At 69.2% G+C, this 19,276-nt stretch carries 21 protein-coding genes; 15 read left to right on the forward strand and 6 right to left on the reverse strand.

Annotated elements, in window-relative coordinates:
- Position 1 precedes the first annotated feature (1 nt).
- The 3 genes from QNJ30_22380 to QNJ30_22390 all read right to left on the reverse strand — a co-directional run bounded on the left by QNJ30_22380 (position 2) and on the right by QNJ30_22390 (position 1,875).
- Entirely contained in the window at positions 2-556 is a 555-nt protein-coding gene (locus QNJ30_22380; GenBank protein MDJ0946206.1) for a hypothetical protein, read from the reverse strand.
- 200 nt (positions 557-756) lie between these two features.
- On the reverse strand, positions 757-1,311 hold the full coding sequence (locus QNJ30_22385; protein MDJ0946207.1) for a hypothetical protein: 555 nt from the start codon (positions 1,309-1,311) through the stop codon (positions 757-759).
- 183 nt (positions 1,312-1,494) lie between these two features.
- Positions 1,495-1,875, reverse strand: coding sequence for a hypothetical protein (locus QNJ30_22390; protein ID MDJ0946208.1), 381 nt, complete (start codon positions 1,873-1,875; stop codon positions 1,495-1,497).
- 120 nt (positions 1,876-1,995) lie between these two features.
- Between QNJ30_22390 and QNJ30_22395 the strand changes: the two genes are divergently transcribed.
- Genes QNJ30_22395 through map form a run of 3 tightly spaced genes read left to right on the forward strand, consistent with a single transcriptional unit; the run spans position 1,996 to position 6,092 of the window.
- On the forward strand, positions 1,996-4,902 hold the full coding sequence (locus QNJ30_22395; protein ID MDJ0946209.1) for a [protein-PII] uridylyltransferase: 2,907 nt from the start codon (positions 1,996-1,998) through the stop codon (positions 4,900-4,902).
- Positions 4,903-4,948: 46 nt separating this feature from the next.
- Positions 4,949-5,359, forward strand: a complete 411-nt coding sequence (locus QNJ30_22400; protein MDJ0946210.1) for a hypothetical protein — start codon at positions 4,949-4,951, stop codon at positions 5,357-5,359.
- Positions 5,343-6,092 carry a type I methionyl aminopeptidase gene (map, locus tag QNJ30_22405; GenBank protein ID MDJ0946211.1) on the forward strand — a complete coding sequence of 250 codons (750 nt, stop codon included), beginning with the start codon at positions 5,343-5,345 and terminating at the stop codon, positions 6,090-6,092. Before QNJ30_22400 ends, map begins: the two co-directional genes overlap by 17 nt.
- 9 nt (positions 6,093-6,101) lie before the next feature.
- On the opposite strand, the gene QNJ30_22410 is transcribed toward map, so the two are convergent.
- Genes QNJ30_22410 through QNJ30_22420 form a run of 3 tightly spaced genes read right to left on the reverse strand, consistent with a single transcriptional unit; the run spans position 6,102 to position 9,030 of the window.
- Positions 6,102-7,520, reverse strand: a complete 1,419-nt coding sequence (locus tag QNJ30_22410; GenBank protein MDJ0946212.1) for a pyridoxal-dependent decarboxylase — start codon at positions 7,518-7,520, stop codon at positions 6,102-6,104.
- A gap of 59 nt (positions 7,521-7,579) precedes the next feature.
- Positions 7,580-8,485 carry a sigma-70 family RNA polymerase sigma factor gene (locus tag QNJ30_22415; protein MDJ0946213.1) on the reverse strand — a complete coding sequence of 302 codons (906 nt, stop codon included), beginning with the start codon at positions 8,483-8,485 and terminating at the stop codon, positions 7,580-7,582.
- Positions 8,482-9,030 (reverse strand): hypothetical protein, encoded by a 549-nt coding sequence (locus QNJ30_22420; protein MDJ0946214.1) that lies wholly within the window; start codon positions 9,028-9,030, stop codon positions 8,482-8,484. Before QNJ30_22420 ends, QNJ30_22415 begins: the two co-directional genes overlap by 4 nt.
- Positions 9,031-9,165: 135 nt before the next feature.
- On the opposite strand from QNJ30_22420, the gene murJ reads away from it, so the two are divergent.
- From murJ to QNJ30_22480, 12 genes are all read left to right on the forward strand, one after another.
- Positions 9,166-10,752 (forward strand): murein biosynthesis integral membrane protein MurJ, encoded by a 1,587-nt coding sequence (murJ, locus tag QNJ30_22425; protein ID MDJ0946215.1) that lies wholly within the window; start codon positions 9,166-9,168, stop codon positions 10,750-10,752.
- Between the two features lie 84 nt (positions 10,753-10,836).
- Positions 10,837-11,877 (forward strand): tryptophan--tRNA ligase, encoded by a 1,041-nt coding sequence (gene trpS, locus QNJ30_22430; GenBank protein MDJ0946216.1) that lies wholly within the window; start codon positions 10,837-10,839, stop codon positions 11,875-11,877.
- A 249-nt stretch (positions 11,878-12,126) separates the two neighbouring features.
- Positions 12,127-13,041: a sulfite exporter TauE/SafE family protein gene (locus QNJ30_22435; protein ID MDJ0946217.1), complete on the forward strand. Its 915-nt coding sequence runs from the start codon at positions 12,127-12,129 to the stop codon at positions 13,039-13,041.
- Positions 13,038-13,775 (forward strand): TIGR02186 family protein, encoded by a 738-nt coding sequence (locus QNJ30_22440; GenBank protein MDJ0946218.1) that lies wholly within the window; start codon positions 13,038-13,040, stop codon positions 13,773-13,775. Before QNJ30_22435 ends, QNJ30_22440 begins: the two co-directional genes overlap by 4 nt.
- 11 nt (positions 13,776-13,786) lie before the next feature.
- Positions 13,787-14,272, forward strand: a complete 486-nt coding sequence (locus QNJ30_22445) for a universal stress protein (GenBank protein ID MDJ0946219.1) — start codon at positions 13,787-13,789, stop codon at positions 14,270-14,272.
- A 126-nt stretch (positions 14,273-14,398) separates the two neighbouring features.
- Positions 14,399-14,953 carry a NifU family protein gene (locus QNJ30_22450; GenBank protein ID MDJ0946220.1) on the forward strand — a complete coding sequence of 185 codons (555 nt, stop codon included), beginning with the start codon at positions 14,399-14,401 and terminating at the stop codon, positions 14,951-14,953.
- 169 nt (positions 14,954-15,122) lie between these two features.
- Positions 15,123-15,713, forward strand: coding sequence for a malonic semialdehyde reductase (locus tag QNJ30_22455; GenBank protein ID MDJ0946221.1), 591 nt, complete (start codon positions 15,123-15,125; stop codon positions 15,711-15,713).
- Between the two features lie 37 nt (positions 15,714-15,750).
- Positions 15,751-16,440 (forward strand): tRNA (adenosine(37)-N6)-threonylcarbamoyltransferase complex dimerization subunit type 1 TsaB, encoded by a 690-nt coding sequence (gene tsaB, locus QNJ30_22460; protein MDJ0946222.1) that lies wholly within the window; start codon positions 15,751-15,753, stop codon positions 16,438-16,440.
- Positions 16,437-16,922, forward strand: a complete 486-nt coding sequence (locus QNJ30_22465) for a GNAT family N-acetyltransferase (GenBank protein MDJ0946223.1) — start codon at positions 16,437-16,439, stop codon at positions 16,920-16,922. The genes tsaB and QNJ30_22465 overlap by 4 nt, the downstream gene beginning before the upstream one ends.
- 274 nt (positions 16,923-17,196) lie before the next feature.
- Positions 17,197-17,613: a MucR family transcriptional regulator gene (locus QNJ30_22470; GenBank protein MDJ0946224.1), complete on the forward strand. Its 417-nt coding sequence runs from the start codon at positions 17,197-17,199 to the stop codon at positions 17,611-17,613.
- A 220-nt stretch (positions 17,614-17,833) separates the two neighbouring features.
- A complete protein-coding gene (locus tag QNJ30_22475; protein MDJ0946225.1) occupies positions 17,834-18,268 on the forward strand; it encodes a Fur family transcriptional regulator in 435 nt (144 codons plus the stop codon).
- A 175-nt stretch (positions 18,269-18,443) separates the two neighbouring features.
- On the forward strand, positions 18,444-19,265 hold the full coding sequence (locus QNJ30_22480) for a GNAT family N-acyltransferase (protein ID MDJ0946226.1): 822 nt from the start codon (positions 18,444-18,446) through the stop codon (positions 19,263-19,265).
- Positions 19,266-19,276 lie beyond the last annotated feature (11 nt).

The raw sequence follows: 19,276 nt of genomic DNA on the forward strand, positions 1-19,276 counted from the left end.
GTCAGGGCTTGCGGCCCGGCAGCGGAGGCCGCTCGCCCGCCGGGATCCCGCCTTCGGACTCCGGCAGCCGGGGCGCTGGCACCCGATAGCGCAGGGGCGCCCCATTGCGCCTCCAGCCCTCGACCACCACGGTCCAGGCCTCCGGGTCGGCGAGGTAGGCCTCCCGGTCGGACAGCGGGATCTGCGCGGTCACGCTGCGCGGCCCTTCCGGCGCTTCGGCCTTTCTGCGCGGGACGGCGATGACGAGCGAAGACATGAAGCCGACCCCGAAGGTCACCGGGGGTCGTTCCGGGGCCTGGGGAGCGCTCGGCTCCTGGCTGTTTTCCAGTTCGGCCGCCGTCACCTTGCGGCCTTGGCGGTCGACCAGGAAGACCCGCTCGACGTGCTGCGTCGGCGGCAGGTTCTCGACCTGGACCTCGACCGCCGACGGCGGGCTGCCGACAAGGCTCGCCAGGACCGTCGTCGAATGCGGCGCAGGCTTCCGGCTCGGCGCGCAGGCAAGCGGCGAGAGCAGGATGGCGATCAGGACGAGATGGACAAGGCTGCGCAAGGCCATGAGGACGCGTCCCCCCTCTGCCCGCCCGCCGGTCCAAGAACGCGGGGCCGGACCCATGGCTTTAGACTACAGCGATCGCCGCGATGGACCTAGTCCGCATTTCCCACCGTGGTCACGGTGAGAAATGCGGGCTAGCACTGAAACGCCGGGTCCAGGCCGCAACGGTCGGAGCCGGCCTGGCGACCGCTCGCTTTCGGATCTCACGGCGTGGGGGGCTGGCTCGCCCGGGTGGCCGGAATCTGGTAGGTGGTCCCCGGACGCCGCGGCGCCGGCACCCGGTAGGTCACCGGCAGGCCGCGGCGGTCCCGGCCCTTGACGACCACGGTCCAGTCGTCCGGCGCCGCGAGGTAGGCTTCCGGGTCGGGCAGGGGAATCTGCGTGGTCACGCTGCTTCGCGCTTCGGGTTCCTCGCTGCTTCCCAGCGGCACGCCGATGCCGACCGAGGAACGGACCCCGCCGCCGATTCCGACGCTGACCTGGGGCAGGACGTCTGGTCCCCGGTCGCCTTGCGGCGCGCGCCGCTCGAGCCGGCTCGCTTCGACCTCGGTACCGCGGCGGTCGACGAGGAAGACCCGTTCGATCCGCTGCGTGGGCGGCAGGTTCTCGATCTCGACCTCGACCGCCGTCGGAGGGTCGCCGACCAGGCCCGCCAGGACCATCGTCGCCGGCGGCGGCGGCTTCGAGCTGGATCCGCAGGCGCCCGCTCCGAACAGGACGGCGAGAAGGGCAATGCGGAGACCGTTGCGCGGCATCATCGGAGAAAACCCTTGTGTCCCGGCCGCTGCAGGCCTCGCCGGCGGCTTCGGCTGGGCGGCAGGGCGCAGGGCGATCCTTGCGGTGTCACAGTGACCGCTCGGGCCTCGATGTTGAAGGGTCAAATAAGGGGCATCCGGGGGGCGGCCGCGACCCGCACGGTCGTCCGGCCCTTCGGGCGCACCTCAGGGCCGCGGTGCTGGAAACTGGTAGGAGATGGTGCGGCCGCGGAGGTTTCTGGTGACGATGATCACGATCCAGCCCTCGGGCGACGCGCGGTAGCCTGCCGGATCCGGCAAGGGAATGCGAGCCGTCACGCTCCGGCTGTCCCGGGCCTTGCCGATGGCCAGCGGCGGACGCTCGGCCTCGACGGTGGTGCCATCCGGCCCGGCGAGGATGATCCGCTCGATCGGCCGCCCCTTAGGCACCGCCTCGACGAGGACACGCACCGCCGGCACCGGCGCCCCGACCAGGTCGGCAGAGACGGTCATCTCCGGCTCGCTTTCGGGTACGGCACAGGCGGCGGCGAGCAAGAGGGCGACGAAGAGCAGACCGCGACGCGGCATGGGGCGGCTCCCGCTTGTGATCGGGCGGCAGCCCGCCCGCACCGGGGACGCCGCCTGCCATTCGTGCAATACTGCCAGCCGGCCCCTTGCCTCGGGGTTGATGGAGATCAAATAACGGATATGGATTCGGGCCTGCTCAAAGAGCCGATCGAAGGCGCCATCGAAAAGCCGCGGGCGATCATCGATCGCCGCGCTCTCGCGGCGCGCCTGGAGGCGAGCTTCGCTGCGGAGCTCGCCGAGGGCGAGAAGCGGGCGCAGATCCTGGCCGCCGCCAAGGCCGCGCTCGACGACGGCCGGGCCGAGGTGCGGCGGCGCTTCGAGGCCGGCGCCGGTGGCAGCGCCACGGTCAAGGCCAACTGCTACCTCGCAGATCAGCTGATCCGGGTGCTTTACGACTACGTCACCGAGAAGGTCTACCCGCTGGCCAACCCCTCCGCGGGGGAACGGCTGACCCTGGTCGCCCTGGGCGGCTACGGGCGCGGCGAGCTGGCGCCCCATTCCGACATCGATCTCCTGTTCCTGCTGCCCTACAAGATGACTCCGCGCAGCGAGCAGGTGGTCGAGGAGCTGCTCTATTTCCTCTGGGACCTGGGCCTCAAGGTCGGCCAGGCCGTGCGCTCGGTCGACGAATGCATTCGCCTCGCCAAGTCCGACATGGTGATCCGCACCAGCCTGCTGGAGGCGCGCTGGCTCTGGGGCGAGCAGGCGCTCTATCGGGAGCTGCGCCAGCGCTACCGCCGCGAGGTCGAGGGCCGGGCGCCGGTCCGCTTCATCGAGTCCAAGCTGGGGGAGCGCGACGCCCGGCACAAGCGCCTGGGCGGCTCGCGCTACGCGCTGGAGCCCAACATCAAGGAGGGCAAGGGCGGCCTGCGCGACCTGCACACCCTGTTCTGGATCGCCAAGAACCTCTACCACGTCGACGACATCGGCCGCCTGGTCGAGCGCGGCCTCTTCACCCGCGCCGAGGCGCAGCGCTTCATCAAGGCGCAGAACTTCCTCTGGACCCTGCGCTGCCACCTTCACTACCTGGCCGGGCGCGCCGAGGAGCGCCTGACCTTCGACCTGCAGACGGCCATCGCCCCGCGCATGGGCTTCAGCGACCACGCCGGGCTCAGCGCCGTCGAGCGCTTCATGAAGCGCTACTTCCTGGTCGCCAAGGACGTCGGCTCCCTGACCCGGATCTTCTGCGCGGCGCTGGAGATGGAGCACGGCCGCGGCGCCCGCTTTCGCATCAAGGGCAAGGCCCTGATCGGCCGGCGCCGGCGGGTCGGCGGCTTCCCGGTCGAGGGCGACCGGATCGCCGTGAAGGGCCCGGAGGACTTCAAGGCCGAGCCGGTCAAGCTGCTGCGGCTGTTCCAGGTCGCCCAAGCCCACGACCTGGACGTCCATCCCAAAGCGCTGCGCTGGGTCACCCAGAACCTCAAGCTGATCGACCGCGCGCTGCGCGAGGACCCGCTGGCCAACCGGACCTTCCTGCAGATGCTGACCTCGGAGAAGGACCCCGAGACCACCCTGCGCCGGCTCAACGAGGCCGGCGTCTTCGGCCGCTTCGTGCCCGACTTCGGCCGGGTCGTGGCGCAGATGCAGTACAACATGTACCACCACTTCACGGTGGACGAGCACACCATCATGGCGATCGGCATCCTGCACGCCATCGAGCAGGGCCGCCTGAAGGAAGAGGCGCCGATCGCCAGCGAGGTGGTGCACAAGGCGCTGTCGCGCCGCGCGCTCTACGTCGCGGTCCTGCTGCACGACATCGCCAAGGGCCGCAACGGCGACCACTCCGAGCTCGGCGCCGACGTCGCCGAGACGCTTTGCCCGCGCCTCGGCCTCAGCGAGGAGGAGACCGAGACCGTCGCCTGGCTGGTGCGCTATCACCTCTCGATGAGCAACGTCGCCTTCAAGCGCGACCTGGACGATCCCAAGACCATCGAGGACTTCGCCCGCCTGATGCAGTCGGTCGAGCGCCTGCGCCTGCTGCTGGTCCTGACCGTGGCCGACATCCGCGCGGTCGGCCCGGGCACCTGGAACGCCTGGAAGGCGGCCCTGCTGCGCGACCTCTACTGGCGCACGGAGGAGGTGCTGACCGGCGGCGTCACCGGGGTCGGACGCAAGGCCCGGATCGACGCCGCCAAGCAGGCCCTGGTCGCCGCCTTGCCGGACTGGCCGAAGAAGGACATCGACGCCCACCTGCGGCGCGGCTACGCGCCCTACTGGCTGTCCTGCGACACCGAGACCCACGCCCGACACGCCCGCCTGGTCCGCGCCGCAGAGGTCGAGAAGCGGCCCCTGACCGTCGACTGGCGGATCGACCGCTACCGCGAGGTCACCGAGGTCACCATCTACACCGCCGACCACCCGGGCCTGTTCAGCCGCATCGCCGGCGCCATGGCGGTGGCCGGGGCCAGCATCGACGCGGCACGGATCTTCACCCTTTCCAACGGCAAGGCGCTGGACACCTTCTGGGTCCGCTCGGCCCAGGACGGCCCCTTCGATCGCTCGGACCAGCTGGCCCGTCTGGCCTCGGCGATCGAGAAGGCACTGGACGGCCGCCTGAAGGTGACCCAGGAGCTGGCCGCCAAGCGCTCGACCATCCCCAGCCGCCTGCGGGTCTTCAAGGTGCCGCCGCGAGTCCTGATCGACAACAAGGCGAGCCGCCGCCACACGGTGATCGAGGTCAACGGCCGCGACCGGCCGGGCCTGCTGCACCAGGTCACTTGGGCGCTGACCCGCCTCAACCTGATCATCCACTCGGCGCGGATCTCGACCTTCGGCGAGCGGGTGGTCGACACCTTCTACGTCAACGGCCCCCTTGGCGATAAGATCGAGGACGAGCGCCGCCTGCTCTCGATCCGCAAGAAGCTCCTGGCCGCCCTGGAAGACCCGGACTGCGCCCCCGTGGCGCCGAAGGACAAATCGGCCGCCGGCAAGGCGCGCAAGGATACGGCGAAGGGCCGCAATCTCGCGGGCGACGGCAAGACCAAACCGGCGGCCAAGCGCCGCCGCGAAGGCGCTACGCCGGCTTAGAACCGAAGCCTGAGAAGACCCGCTCGGAGTTTGATAAGGTGTCAAATTGTCCTGGCTGTTCTTGAATCAGCGAAAGGCGGTCGATCGCCTGGTCAAGCGATTGGAACGGATCGGCGTGCGATCGGTCACGATCGAGGACTCTGATTCGGCCTACGTCCCGGCGCGCATGATCCTCTCTGTTCCCTGGAAAGGCGACTTGGAGCTGATCTGGCATCGCCAGTGGTGGGACGGTATACAGCAGGAAGATAACTATGTAGCGCTCAAGTTCGGTGACGAGGAAGAGAGGATCGTCGGTATTGCGGAGCTATTCCGCCAGAAGTTCGACAAGCCGCTCATCGAAGTCATCATCGATCACATTGCGGACGCTGTGCAAAGCCGCCTGAGGGCTCCGGCCGCTGGGAAAGCTCCCACTGACGACGAAGCATCGGACGAAGGTCGAAATGACGATCTCCCGTGACGAGCAACTCGAGAAGCTGCGCAAGGCGGGCCGGGTCGTGGCGCGCACTCTAGCGGCCATGGGCGAGAAGCTGGAACCCGGCATGACGACCCGGGAGCTGGATGACATCGGCCGAGCGCTGCTGGCGCGCGAGGGTGCACGCCCGGCGCCGGAAATCACCTACGGCTTTCCGGGGGCTACCTGCATCAGCGTCTTTCCGCAGATCGCCCACGGCGTTCCGGGGGACCGGAAGCTCGAGGCGGGTGACCTGGTCAACATCGACGTCTCGGCCGTGCTGGAGGGCTACTTCGCCGACACTGGGGCGAGCTTCGTGATCCCGCCGGCGCCGCAGAGGCTCCGTCGGCTCTGCCGCGACGGACGCCGGGCGCTCTGGTCGGGGATCAAGGCGGTCCGCTCGGGCGCGCGCTTGGCGAGGATCGGCGAGGCGGTCGAGGACTTCGCCCGCCGCGGCCGCTACTCGCTGATCCGCAACCTGGCCAGCCACGGGGTCGGCGGCGCGTTGCACGAGGATCCGACCGCGATCCCGACCTGGCGCGATGCTGGCGAGCGCCGCGCGATTCACCGCGGCGCGGTCTTTACCATCGAGCCCTTCCTGTCCCTGGGCTCGTCCTGGGCGGTCGAGGCCGGCGACGGCTGGACCCTCCTGGCCGACACGGGCAAGCCGACGGTCCAGTACGAGCACACCCTGGTCGCCACGGACCGCGGCGCCCTGGTAGTGACCTTGCCGAACTGACCGGAGCGCTCAGAGACCTTCGGCCAGCACCCGCTTCACCGCAGCAACGGTCCGCGTCACGTCGTCCTCGGTCGTGCGCCAGTTGCAGACCGAGACCCGCATGGCGCGCTTGCCGTTCCAGGTGGTGCCGCCGAACCAGGCCGTGCCTTCGGCCTGGAGGCGGACGATCACCGCGTCCGTGCGGCGGTCGTGGTCGCCGGCTTCGTCGAGGAAGCGCAGCAGGCCCTGGTTGATCACCGGGCGGGCCAGGATCTCGACCCCGGGCAGGGCACCGATCTCGCCCACCAGGCGGGCGGCGTGGTCGCAGCAGCGCTCGACGATCCCGGCAATGCCCGCCCGGCCAAGGGCACGAATCGCGGCGTAGGCGGGGAAGCCCCGGGCGCGGCGCGACCATTCGGGGTTCCAGTCCTTCTGGTTGCGGGCGCCTTCGACCGGCTGGGAATAGCTCGCCGTCTGGGTGAAGGCGGCGCGGTGCGCCTCCGGGTCGGCGACGAAGACGAAGCCCGAATCGAAGGGCAGGTTCAGCCACTTGTGGCCGTCGGTTGCCCAGGAATCGGCCTCCGCGACGCCCTCGAGCAGATGACGGAAGCGCGGGGAGGTCGCGGCCCAGAGCCCGAAGGCACCGTCGACGTGGACCCAGGCGCCGGCCGCCTTGGCCAGGGCGCAGGCCGGTCCGAAGGGATCGAAGACGCCGCAGTTCAGATCCCCGGCCTGCAGCACCAGGATGACCGGGCGTTCCGGCTCGGTCTCGAGCGCCGTCTCGAGCTCGCCCAGGCCGATGCGGCCGCCGTCGTCCGAAGGGACGATCTCGAGCGCGTCGCTGCCGAAGCCCAGCAGGCGGACGGCGCGCAGCAGGGATTCGTGCCGGTTCGCGCTGGTCAGGACCCGCAGCGGCGGGGCGCCGGCCAGGCCCCGCAGCGGCGGGGCGCCGGCCAGGCCCCGGCGCTCGACGTCCCAGCCGCGCTCCCGCAGCAGCCGGTTGCGGGCGGCGGCCAGGGCCGTGGCGTGGGCCCCCTGGCAGCCGGTCACGAAACCGAAGGAGGCATCGGCGGGCAGGCCGAGAAGTTCCTTCAGCCAGGCGCCGCAGACCTCCTCGACCACGGCCGCCGCCGGGCTGCAGGCGAAGGCGGCGGCGTTCTGGTCCCAGGCCGCGGCCAGCCAGTCGGCGGCCAGCGCTGCCGGGTGGCTGCCGCCGATCACCCAGCCGAAGAAACGCCCGCCAGTGGAGTCGAGAATCCCGCCCTCGACGTCACGGACCAGGTCGTCGATGACCTGCGTTGCCGGGGCGCCGGTCTCGGGCAGCGGGCCGCCCAGGCGCGCCCGCAGCGTCTCGGCATCGGCCGTTGCGCCGACCGGGCGGTGGTCCAGGCCCTCCAGATAGTCCAGCGCGTGGGCCGCGGCACGCTGGAGGATTTCGGATTCGGACATGGAGAATCTTTCCTTCGAGGATGGCGGTCCCGAAGGCTAGCGGCCGCGCCTCCTGAAACTCAACAGACAGCCGCGTCGGATCCTTCGAAGGCTGCGGCGACCGCGGCGAGCTTCTCGGGGTTGCGCACGACGTAGATCGCGGCGATGCGATCGTCCCGCACCTCGATGCTGAAAGTGTGGTCGAGTTCGCCGTCCACGTAGACGACGAATCCGGGCGCACCGTTGATCTCGGCGGGATGGAAGGCACTGGTACCGCCCCGGGCCCGGTGCTTGCGGACCAGGCCGGTGAAGAAGAGTGCAATTCGCGCGGCGCCGCGGACCGGCTGGCGTGCGGCGGTCTTTAGGCCGCCGCCGTCGGAGTAGGAGACGGCATCGGCGGTCAGAAGCGCCTCCAGGCGGCTGGCGTCGCCGGTCGACAGCGCCTCCGCGAAGCGCTGCAGCAGGGCCTGATGTGCTTCGGGCGGCGCGGGCCGGGACGGCCGTTCGCCCCGGACCGCCTTCCGGGCGCGGCTGGCGAGCTGGCGGCAGGCGGCCTCGCTCCTGCCGAGGGACTCGGCGATCTGCGCGAAGGGCGCGTCGAAGACGTCGTGCAGGAGGAAGGCGGCGCGCTCGGGCGCCGAGAGCTTCTCCAGGGTCAGCATCAGCGCGAAGGAGAGGTCGTCGGCGAGCTCGGCCGCGGTCTCGGGAGACAGCGCGTCGGAGTCGAGCACCGGCTCCGGCAGCCAGGGCCCGACGTAGATCTCCCGCTGTGCCCGGGCGCTCTTCAGGCGGTCGAGACAGAGCCGGGTCACCGTGGTGACGAGGAAGGCCTCGACGCTGCGGATCGCGGTCGTGTCGACGCCCCGGAAGCGCAGGTAGGCGTCCTGCAGCACATCCTCGGCGTCGGCCCGGCTGCCCAGCATCCGGTAGGCCAGCCCCAGCAGGCGGCCGCGGCAGGCGGCGAAGGGATCGTCGCGCCCGGTCATGCCGCCTCTCTGGCGACCGCGACCTGGCGGTTGCCGAGGGACACCCGCTGGCAGGTCTCGGCGAAGCCCAAGCCCGCCTTGACCATGGGGAAGACCCGGCCGATCTGCACGGCCAGCACGAGGTCGACCATGCCGGCCTCGCCCCAGCGCCGGCGGACAGCTTCCCGTGCCGCCGTCGCCTCGCGCGTGCGCCCGACGATCGCCTCGGCGAAGCGAAAGCCGAGCCGGGTGTCCGGCGTCATGGCATCGCGGTCTCGGGTCAGGATCGCCTCGATCTGCGCCTCGGCGACCCCGGCCTCGCGCGCCATGTCGACCACCAGCTGGGTGCAGGGCCCGCAGTCCTCGGCCAGAGCCCCGACCAGCTTGGCCGCATAGACGGCCTCCACCGGCGCCGCCTCGCGGTGCTTGGCGAGGCGGGTGAGGCCTGCGAACCCGAAGAACGCGGCGGGCGAGGCCTTCAGCATGTGCTCCATGTAGCTCACGTCGTAATCATAGCGCGCGGCGAAGGCTTTGAGCGCGCGGCGGGCGAGGGTTTTCCGAAGCATGTGGCTGTCTCCTGTCTGCGAAAGGAAGCGATCTCTCTCCCAGACGAGACGGCGGAGGGTTTCGTGACAGGCCGTCTCGCGCCTTCTGCCGCAAGGCTTCCTATTTTCGCCGCTTTCGCGTAGAGACTGGCCGCCATGGGCCTGCTTCGTCACGTGGCGACGGTCAGCGGCTGGACCGCCGGCAGCCGCGTCCTCGGGTTTCTCCGCGACGTGCTGATCGCCCCGGTCCTGGGCACCGGGGCGGTGGCCGACGCCTTCTTCGTCGCCTTCCGCTTTCCCAACATGTTCCGGCGGATCTTCGCCGAGGGCGCCTTCAACGCCGCCTTCGTGCCGCTCTTCGCGCGCCGCCTGGAGGAGGAGGGCGAGGCGGCGGCGCGGCGCTTCGCCGAGGAGACCCTGGCGGTCTTCCTCTTCGTGCTGCTGGCCCTGACGGTCGCGGCCATGGCCGCCATGCCCTGGCTGATGCACGTCATTGCGCCGGGCTTCCGCGACGATCCCGACAAGTTCGCCCTGACCGTCCAGCTCAGCGTGATCGCCTTTCCCTACCTCCTGTTCATGGCCCTGATGGCCTTCTTCGGCGGGGTCCTGAACTCGCTCTACCGCTTCCAGGCCGCCGCCGCGGCGCCGATCCTGCTGAACGTCTTCTTCATCGCCGCCTTGCTGGGCATCGTGCCCTTCACCGAACGGCCGGGCCATGTCCTGGCCTGGACCGTGGCGGCGGCCGGGGTCGCGCAGTTCCTGGTGGTCGCGATTGCCGCCAGACGCGCCGGCATGGCGCTCCGCCTGCCGCGGCCGCGCCTCACCCCGGGGGTGCGGCGCCTGGTGGTGCTGATGGTCCCCGGCGTGCTTTCGGCCGGGGTGCTGCAGCTCAACCTGATCATCGGCACGATCATCGCTTCCTTCCGCGACGGCGCGGTCTCCTACCTCTACTACGCCGACCGGATCTACCAGCTGCCCCTGGGGGTGATCGGCATCGCCTTCGGCGTCGTGCTGCTGCCCGAGCTGTCGCGCAAGCTGCGCGCCGGCGACCACGGCCAGGCCCTGGCCAGCCTCAACCGCGGCATCGAGTTCGCCATGCTGCTGACCCTGCCGGCGGCGGTCGCCATCGCGGTCATCGCCCGGCCGATCATCGTTGTGCTCTTCGAGCGCGGCGCCTTCGACCGCCTGGCCAGCGAGGCCACGGTGCCGGCCCTGGTCGCCTTCGCCCTCGGCCTGCCGGCCTATGTCCTGGTCAAGGTCTTCCAGCCGGCCTTCTTCGCCCGCGAGGACACGGTGACGCCGCTGCGCTTCGCGGCGGTCTCGGTGGCCGTCAACATCGCCCTCAGCCTCGCGCTCTTCCCCTGGCTGGCCCACGTCGGCATTGCGCTGGCGACCGCGGTCGCGGCCTGGGGCAACGTCGGACTGCTGGCCCTGCGTCTGGCGCGGCGCGGGTTCTGGCGCGGCGATTCGCGCCTCGGGCGGCGCCTGCTGCGCATCCTGCTGGCCAGCGCGCTGATGGGCCTCGGCCTCTGGCTCGCCGGGTTCTGGCTCGATCCCTGGCTCGACGCCGGTCTTGGCCTCAAGGCCGCAGCCCTGCTGCTGCTGGTCTTCGGCGGTCTCGGCGCCTTCGCGGTGCTGGCGCTGGCGACCGGTGCCAGCAGCCTGGCCGAGCTGAAGGACCTGCTGCGCCGCCGGCGCGGCCGGGCGGCCGAGGCGCCCGGCGCGGATCCGGCAGGAACGTGACTCCCGCACCTTGACCGGGCCCGCGCCAGCGGCGATAACCCGGCCGCTTCTGCCGCTATCGGCGGCCTTCCGGAGTGTCTTTCGATGAAGCGCATCTTCTCGGGCGTGCAGCCGACCGGCAACCTGCACCTCGGCAACTACCTGGGCGCGATCCGCAATTTCGTGCGCCTGCAGGACGACTTCGACTGCATCTTCGGCGTCGTCGACCTGCACGCCGTCACCGTGTGGCAGGACCCGGCCGAGCTGACCCGGAACACCCGCGAGGTCACCGCCGCCTATCTCGCCGCCGGGATCGACCCGGCGCGCTCGATCATCTTCAACCAGAGCCAGGTGCCGCAGCACGCCGAGCTGGCCTGGATCTTCAACTGCGTGGCGCGCCTGGGCTGGCTGAACCGCATGACCCAGTTCAAGGAGAAGGCGGGCAAGCACCGGGAGAACGCCAGCGTCGGCCTCTACGACTACCCGGTCCTCATGGCGGCCGACATCCTGGTCTACAAGGCGACCCACGTGCCGACCGGCGAGGACCAGAAGCAGCACCTGGAGCTGACCCGGGACATCGCCCAGAAGTTCAACCACGACTTCGGCGTCGACTACTTCCCGGTCGTCGAGCCGCTGATCGGAGGCGAGGCGACCCGGATCATGAGCCTGCGCGACGGCAGCAAGAAGATGAGCAAGTCCGATCCTTCGGACATGAGCCGGATCACCATGGCCGACGACGCCGAGGCTGTGGCGCAGAAGATCCGCCGGGCCAAGACCGACCCCGACGCCCTGCCCGGACCGGAGGTCCTCGACGACCAGGGCCGGCTGCCGGAGGCGACCGAGGCCGCGCGGCCCGAGGCCTACAACCTGATGCGGATCTACGCCGCCCTGGCGGACAAGAGCCTGGCCGAGACCCTGGCCGAGTTCGAGGGCAACCAGTTCTCCCACTTCAAGGCGGTGCTGACTGACCTGGCGGTTGCCACCCTGGGGCCCATGGGCGCGGAGATGAAGCGCCTGATGGGCGATCCCGGCCAGGTCGACGCGGTGCTGGCCGAGGGCGCCGCGCGGGCCCGCGCGATCGCCGAGCCGGTTCTGGCCGAGGTCCAGGACATCGTCGGCTTCCTGCAGCCCAGGGCTTCCGCCTGACCTCACCCGTTTGAGGGAGCAGCGCAGCAAGAAGCGGTGCAACGAGGCCACACTGCGGCTATTTCTCGGCTTTGCAGCGCGGAATCCACGGCTAAGCCATTGGCGGCGCGGGGCTCGATCGTTAGGCTTCCTCAGAAGGGCGGCCGTCCGCCGGGCGGCCTTCCGACCTGAACCCGAGCGCTCTTCGAGAGGCCCCGCGCGAGCCATGAGTCCGCGGCGCGATCCGAACTCTCCCTAAGGCGGGCGGCCGTGCAGATCTACCTGCCCATCGCCGAGCTGTCCGTGAACGTCTTCCTGCTGCTCGGACTGGGCGGGGTGATCGGCTTCCTTTCAGGCATGTTCGGCGTCGGTGGGGGCTTTCTCATGACCCCCGCGCTGATCTTCATCGGCGTGCCGGCGCCGGTCGCCGTCGGCACCGAGGCCAATCAGATCGTCGCCTCCTCGGTGTCCGGCGTGCTGGCCCACTGGCGCCGCGGCAACGTCGACTTCAAGATGGGTTTCGTTCTGATGATCGGCGGCTTCCTCGGCTCGGCCTTGGGCGTCGCGCTCTTCGCCCTGCTGCGCGAGCTCGGCCAGATCGACCTCGTGATCCGGCTCTCCTACGTCGTCTTCCTGGGGATCATCGGCAGCCTGATGCTGGTCGAGGGCGTGCGCGCCCTGCTGCGGCGGCGCAACCCGACCGCCGAGCGGCGCAAGCTGCACCAGCACACCTGGATCCACGGCCTGCCGCTCAAGACCCGCTTCCGCAGGTCACGCCTCTACATCAGCGCGCTGCTGCCGATCGGGGTCGGCTTCGTGGTCGGCGTGCTGGCGGCGATCATGGGTGTGGGCGGCGGCTTCATCATGGTGCCGGCGATGATCTACCTGCTCGGCATGCCGACCTCCGTGGTGGTCGGCACCTCGCTGTTCCAGATCATCTTCGTCACCGCCAACGTCACGGTCCTGCAGGCCACCGCCAACCAGACCGTCGACGTGGTCCTGGCGCTGCTGCTGCTGACCGGCGCGGTGATCGGCGCCCAGCTCGGCGCGCGGGTCGGCACCCGGCTGCACGGCGAGCAGCTGCGCGTCCTTCTGGCGGTGATGGTGCTCATGGTCTGTGCCAAGCTGGTCTACGACCTGACCATACCGCCCAGCGATGTCTATGCGATCGGGACGATCAAATGACCCGCCCGGCCTCGCTCCTCGCCCTGGTCGCGACCTTGCTGATGACGGAGGCCGCGCGCGCCTCCTGCATCTTCGACATCTCCGATCACCGGATTCCCATCACCACCGGCTTCGCCGGCAGCGAGGTCTTGCTCTTCGGCACGGTGGACGAGCCCAGCGACGTCGTGGTCACACTGCGCGGCCCGCTGTCCTCGGTGGTCATGTTCCGCAAGGCGCGGGTCGCGGGGATCTGGGTCAACGCCGCCAGCATGACCTTCGAGGAGGCCCCCAGCTTCTTCTCCATCGTCGCCAACCGGCCCCTGGAGGAGATCGCCGCCGAGACCGAGCTCAGCCTGCACCAGCTCGGCGTCGGCTATGTCGTCGACCTGCCGCGCAGCGTCGGCTCGCCGGACGTGCGCGACGCCTGGAAGCAGGCCATGCTGCGCAACATGGCCGGCACCGGCCTCTACCCCAGCAACATCGGAAGCGTGACCTTTCTCGGCGACACCCTGTTCCGGGCCCGGATGCGGCTGCCCTCCAACGTCCCGACCGGGCAGTACCTGGCCAGCGCCTACTGCCTGGTCGACGGCAAGGTGCAAAGCGCCCAGACCATCCCGCTCTTCGTCGAGAAGACCGGTGCAGAGGCCTGGATCTTCGACTTCGCCCACAACTATCCACTGGTCTACGGCCTGATTGCGGTGGTCCTCGCCTTGATGGCAGGATGGACCGCCCACCTTGCCTTCGGACGGTCCTGAGTATCCCCCTCATGCCGGACAACGCGGAAAGCCTGGAACAGCGTGTCTTCCTGGTGGTTGTCGACCAGTCAGAGGAGATGCAGGTCGCCCTGCGCTTCGCGGCGCGGCGCGCCCAGCACACCGGCGGCCGGGTCGCCATGCTGCACGTGATCGAGCCGGCCGACTTCCAGCACTGGATGACGGTCGGCGACCTGATGCGCGAGGAGGCCCGCAGCGAAGCCGAGCAGCTGCTGCAGAGGCTCGCAACCCGGGTCAACGAGCTGACCGGCCAGCTGCCGATCCTCTACCTGCGCGAGGGCGATCGCCGCGACGAGCTGCTGAAGCTGATCGACGAGGAGCCAAGCATCCAAATCCTGGTCCTGGCCGCAAACGTCGAGCAGGGCGGCCCGGGCCCCCTGGTCTCGGCGCTGACCGGCCGCTTCCTGAGCCGCCTGCGGATCCCCATGACCATCGTCCCGGGCAACCTTTCCGACGAGGACATCGATTCCATCGCCTGAGGCCCCGGGACGGCCGCCGAGGGCGCCCCGGCGGACGCGGTCCGCGGACGGCGGGCCGCCTTGAACTCGCCCGGCATCTGCGCCACATTCAGGGTTAGATCGAGGCTTCAAGCCAGGAAAACAGCCATGTTCATCCAGACCGAGCAGACCCCGAATCCGGCCACCCTCAAGTTCCTTCCAGGACGGGAGGTCATGGGCGCAGGCACGGCCAACTTCACCGATCCCGCCGAGGCCGGCCGCTCGCCGCTGGCCGAGCGCCTGTTCCAGATCGAGGGCGTGGTCGGGGTCTTCCTCGGCGGCGACTTCATCTCGATCACCAAGGCCGACGAGCGCGAGTGGTACCTGCTGAAGCCGGCGATCCTGGGCGTGGTCATGGAGCACTTCACCGCCGGCCGGCCAATCCTGCTGGAAGCCGCCGACGCGCCGGAGGAAGACGTGCGCGAGGAGGACAGCGAGATCGTCGCCCAGATCAAGGAGCTGCTCGACACCCGGGTCCGCCCGGCGGTCGCCCAGGACGGTGGCGACATCATCTTCCAGGGCTACGACCGGGGTATCGTCTACCTGCACATGATGGGCGCCTGCCAGGGTTGTCCGGCCTCCACGGCGACCCTGAAGATGGGTATCGAGAACATGCTCCGTCACTACATCCCGGAAGTCATCGAGGTGCGCCCGGTCATGTGACCGGGCCTAGCCGGCGGCGGACCCCAAGGGCCGTTCCGGGCTCCGACCGACCAGCATCAAGACGGGCTGTCGGACGACCGGCTTGGCGGCTTTTGGCTTGCGGCCCTGCCGTGCGGAAGCCAACTTAGGCCGGCCCCCGATCCTGTCACCACGGCTGGAGGAAAACGGCGTGAGCGACATCCTGAACGATGCCGGCCTCGATCTCCTGTTTCGCGAAGCCCGGACCCAAAACGGCTGGGCAGATGGGGACGTCAGCGACGTCCTGCTCCAGGCCGTCTTCGACCTCGCCAAGATGGGGCCGACCTCGGCCAACTGCTCGCCGCTGCGCATCGTCTACGTCAGGACCGAGGCCGCCAAGGAGAAGCTCCGGCCGGCGCTGATCGAGGGCAACGTCGAGAAGACCATGGCGGCGCCGGTGACCGCGATCCTCGGCCACGACCTCGAGTTCTACGAGCACCTGCCGAAGCTCTTTCCGCACACCGACGCCCGCTCCTGGTTCCTGGGTAACGACGAGCTGATCGAGGCCACGGCCTTCCGCAACGGCAGCCTGCAGGGCGCCTACTTCATCCTGGCGGCACGGGCCCTGGGCCTGGATTGCGGGCCGATGTCCGGCTTCGACAACGCGATGGTGGACCAGGCCTTCTTTCCGGACGGCAAGGTCAGGTCCAACTTCCTGTGCAATCTCGGCTACGGCGATCCGTCGAAGCTCTTCCCGCGCTCGCCGCGCTTCGACTTCGACGAGGTCTGCAAGATCGTCTAGGCCGCCTCGGCCCGGAGATCGCGCCGACGATCGAGCCATGACCCGCGCCATCCGCCTGCTCGCTTTCGACAGCGCCGGATCCGCCTGTTCGGCGGCGATCTGGGACACCGGCCGGGTCGCCGCGGCGCGCTTCGAAGCCATGGCCCGAGGCCAGTCCGAGCGCCTTATGCCGATGATCGAGGAGGTCATGGCGGAGGCCGGCCTCGACTACGCCGGTCTCGACGCCCTGGCGGTCACCCTCGGGCCCGGCGGCTTCACCGGCGTCCGGATCGGCCTGGCGGCCGCGCGCGGGCTGGCGCTGGCGACCGGCCGGCCGCTGCTCGGCCTGACCAGCTTCGAGGCGGTCGCCGCGGCGGTCGACGAGGCCCGGCGCGGCGACCTGCCGCTGGCGGTCTGCCTCGACGCCAAGCGGGCGGAAGTCTATCTGCAGGTCTTCGCGCCCGATCTCGCGCCTCTGGGCCCGCCCTGCTCGCTCCTGCCCGAGGACCTGCCCGAGGCCTTGCCGTCGGGTCCGCTGATCGCTGCGGGCGACGGCGTGCCGCGAGCGAGGGCGCAGCTGGAGCGGCCCGGCTTGGTCCTTGCCGCCGGTGCCGGTCACGCCGATGCCGCGCGTTTCGCCGCCTTGGCCGCGGCCCGCCCGCTGCCGCCGGCCGGTACGCCGCCGCCTCGGCCGCTCTACCTGCGCGGGCCGGACGTGACCCTGCCGCGGCCCGGGGGGGCACCGTGAGCGCCCCTGGCGCCGGGCGCGCGCCGCGGCTGCGCGAGGCCGGCGCCTTCGACCTGGAGCTTCTGGCCGGCCTGCACCGCGCCGCCTTCGATGCGCAGGCGGACGCCGAGATCTGGGACGCCGAAGCCCTGGCCGAGCTCCTCGCCATGCCCGGGGCTCTCGCGCTGATCGCCGAGGCCGGGGAGGCGCCTCTGGGCTTCGTCCTGGGCCGGGTCGCCGCCGAAGAGGCGGAACTGCTGACCCTGGGCGTCCGGCCCGCGGCCAGGGGGCTAGGCGTCGGCCGGGCCCTGGTCGATGCCATGGTGTTCCGGTCCGCGGCGCTGGGCGCCCGCAAGGTCTTTCTTGAAGTGGCAGAAGACAATACTGCCGCCCGGACTCTCTACCTTTCGGCCGGATTTCGGGAGGTGGGACGCCGACCGGGCTACTACCGGCGGGCAAATCGCACCCTCGACGCGGTGACTATGCAGCTGACCCCGAGGTAAAGGTGAAGCTAATAGAGCTTTGATACTGAAGGATTTTGGCGGCGTCTCTGTGCGATTTTTGTGGATTTCTTTGGTTAATTTCGGCTTCGGCCGCCCTGCTGCCATTCGGCACTAGAGCGGAGAGACGCAAACGCCCGCTTTTCCAAGCTTTCCAGTAGAATCCCTTGCTTTCGCCGGTATTGCCAGGGGTATACTTGCTCAATAGCCCAGCTTGATTTAACGGTTTTTATACTTTAGATTAAAAAGCACATAGCAGGGGACAAGCGAGAAGGCCATGACCGAACAAGCGAAGCCAAGTGAGATCCTAACCCTGACGAGTAATGTCGTTGCCGCGCATGTGTCCAACAATTCCGTGGCGGTGGCGGACCTGCCGAAGCTTATCCGCGATGTCTACGAGACGCTTGCCTCCGTCGGTGGCACCGGCGTCCCGGTCCAGGAGCGGCCGACCCCGGCGGTCCCGATCAAGAAGTCGGTAACTCCGGACTACATCGTCTGCCTGGAGGATGGCAAGAAGCTCAAGATGCTGAAGCGCCATCTCAAGACGGCCTACAACATGACGCCGGAAGAGTATCGCGATCGCTGGGGGCTGACGCCGGACTATCCGATGGTCGCACCCAACTACGCGAAGCAGCGGAGCAAGCTTGCGAAGCAGATCGGCTTGGGCACCCGGGCGCGTCGCAAGAAAGCCTGAGCTCCCGATCCTCCCCGAGTGTTCCGCCGGGCCGGCACCCAAGGCGCCTGTCCCAGGGAGGCTTGCGACCTGCACCCCTCCGGTTGATCGGCGAAGCGCGTTTGCCCGGATCGCCCCGAGTCTTGCAGAACATAGGCAATCCTTGGACAGGCGCCTTGGGTGCCGGCGTCGCTTTGAGCTATGATGGTCGGCGGTCTTCGGGAAGGGCTTACGGGCGACGATGATTTCACGGGTGGAACAGCTCTGCATCGACAAGGGCTTGAAGATGACCGAACAGCGGCGGGTCATCGCCAAGGTCCTGTCCGACTCGGACGATCATCCCGACGTCGAGCAGCTCTATCAGCGCGCCAGCAAGATCGATTCGCGGATTTCCATCGCCACCGTGTACCGCACGGTGAAGCTATTCGAAGAGGCCAACATCCTCGATCGGCACGACTTCGGCGACGGTAGGGCCCGCTACGAGGAGCGGCCGGAGGAGCATCACGATCACCTGATCGACATGAACAGCGGCGAGGTGATCGAGTTCCGCGATGACGAAATTGAGCGTCTTCAGGCCTATGTTGCCGAGACTCTTGGATATAGACTGGTAGGACACAGACTGGAGCTTTACGGCGTCCGGCTGACGGGGGCTGGTGAGGAATTCAAGAAAAGGTAACACTCCCTGGGCGAGCGAGGTGATAAGGGCTCCTTGATTCTCGGGTCCTACAACCTTTCCGGCCTTTGCCGGATGGCTTGCTTTTCCGGGCTGCAGACCTCTTCTGGGACCTGCCCTCCAGACCCCGAACCCGAACATTCGGGCCGGACAAATCTCGAAAGGGCAAGAACGCAAGATGCGGGCGACAGAGGCGGAAGCGGACAAGCCGGTCAACGTCCGCGCGGGCAATCTTCTGATCAGGACGGCGGAATCGCCGGCCGAGGTGCGCGCCGCACAGGGGCTGCGCTATCACGTGTTTTGCGAAGAGATGGGCTCCAAGTCGACGGCGGAGATGACCGCGGCCAGGCGCGAGTTCGATTCCTTCGATGCCCACTGCGAGCACCTTCTGGTCTTCGACCTGAAGCGAGGCAGCAGCCCAGAGGCGGTGGTCGCCACCTATCGGATGATGCGCCGTGCGGCGGCGGCGCGGCGGGGCCAGTTCTATTCGTCGAGCGAATACGACGTGTCAAACATCCTGGCCGTTCCGGGCGAGGTGCTCGAAGTCGGGCGCTCCTGCGTGCACCCGGACTACCGCCGGGGCTCGACCATGCAGCTTCTGTGGCGCGGCATCGCCGAATACGTCTTCCACTACGACATCCGGATCCTCTTCGGCTGCGCCAGCCTGCCGGGGATCGACCCCGATGCCAACGCTCTGCCGCTGACCTACCTCTACTACAACCATCTTGCCCCGCCGGAACTGAGGGCGACGGCGCTGCCGGAGCTCTACGTCGACATGCGGCGGGTCGCGCCCGAGGAGGTCGACGAACAGGCAGCCAAGGCCATGCTGCCGCCGCTCATCAAGGGCTATCTGCGCCTCGGGGGCTATGTCGGCGACGGTGCGGTGATCGATCGCGACTTCAACACGACCGACGTTTGCGTGATGGTCAAGACCGACTGGGTCACCGAAAAGTACATCAAGCACTACGCGCGGAAATCCACCGCCAAGCCGCAATCCTAGAGGGTCGGTAC

The organism is Kiloniellales bacterium (assembly GCA_030066685.1).
In the GTDB taxonomy this organism is placed as follows: domain Bacteria; phylum Pseudomonadota; class Alphaproteobacteria; order Kiloniellales; family JAKSBE01; genus JAKSBE01.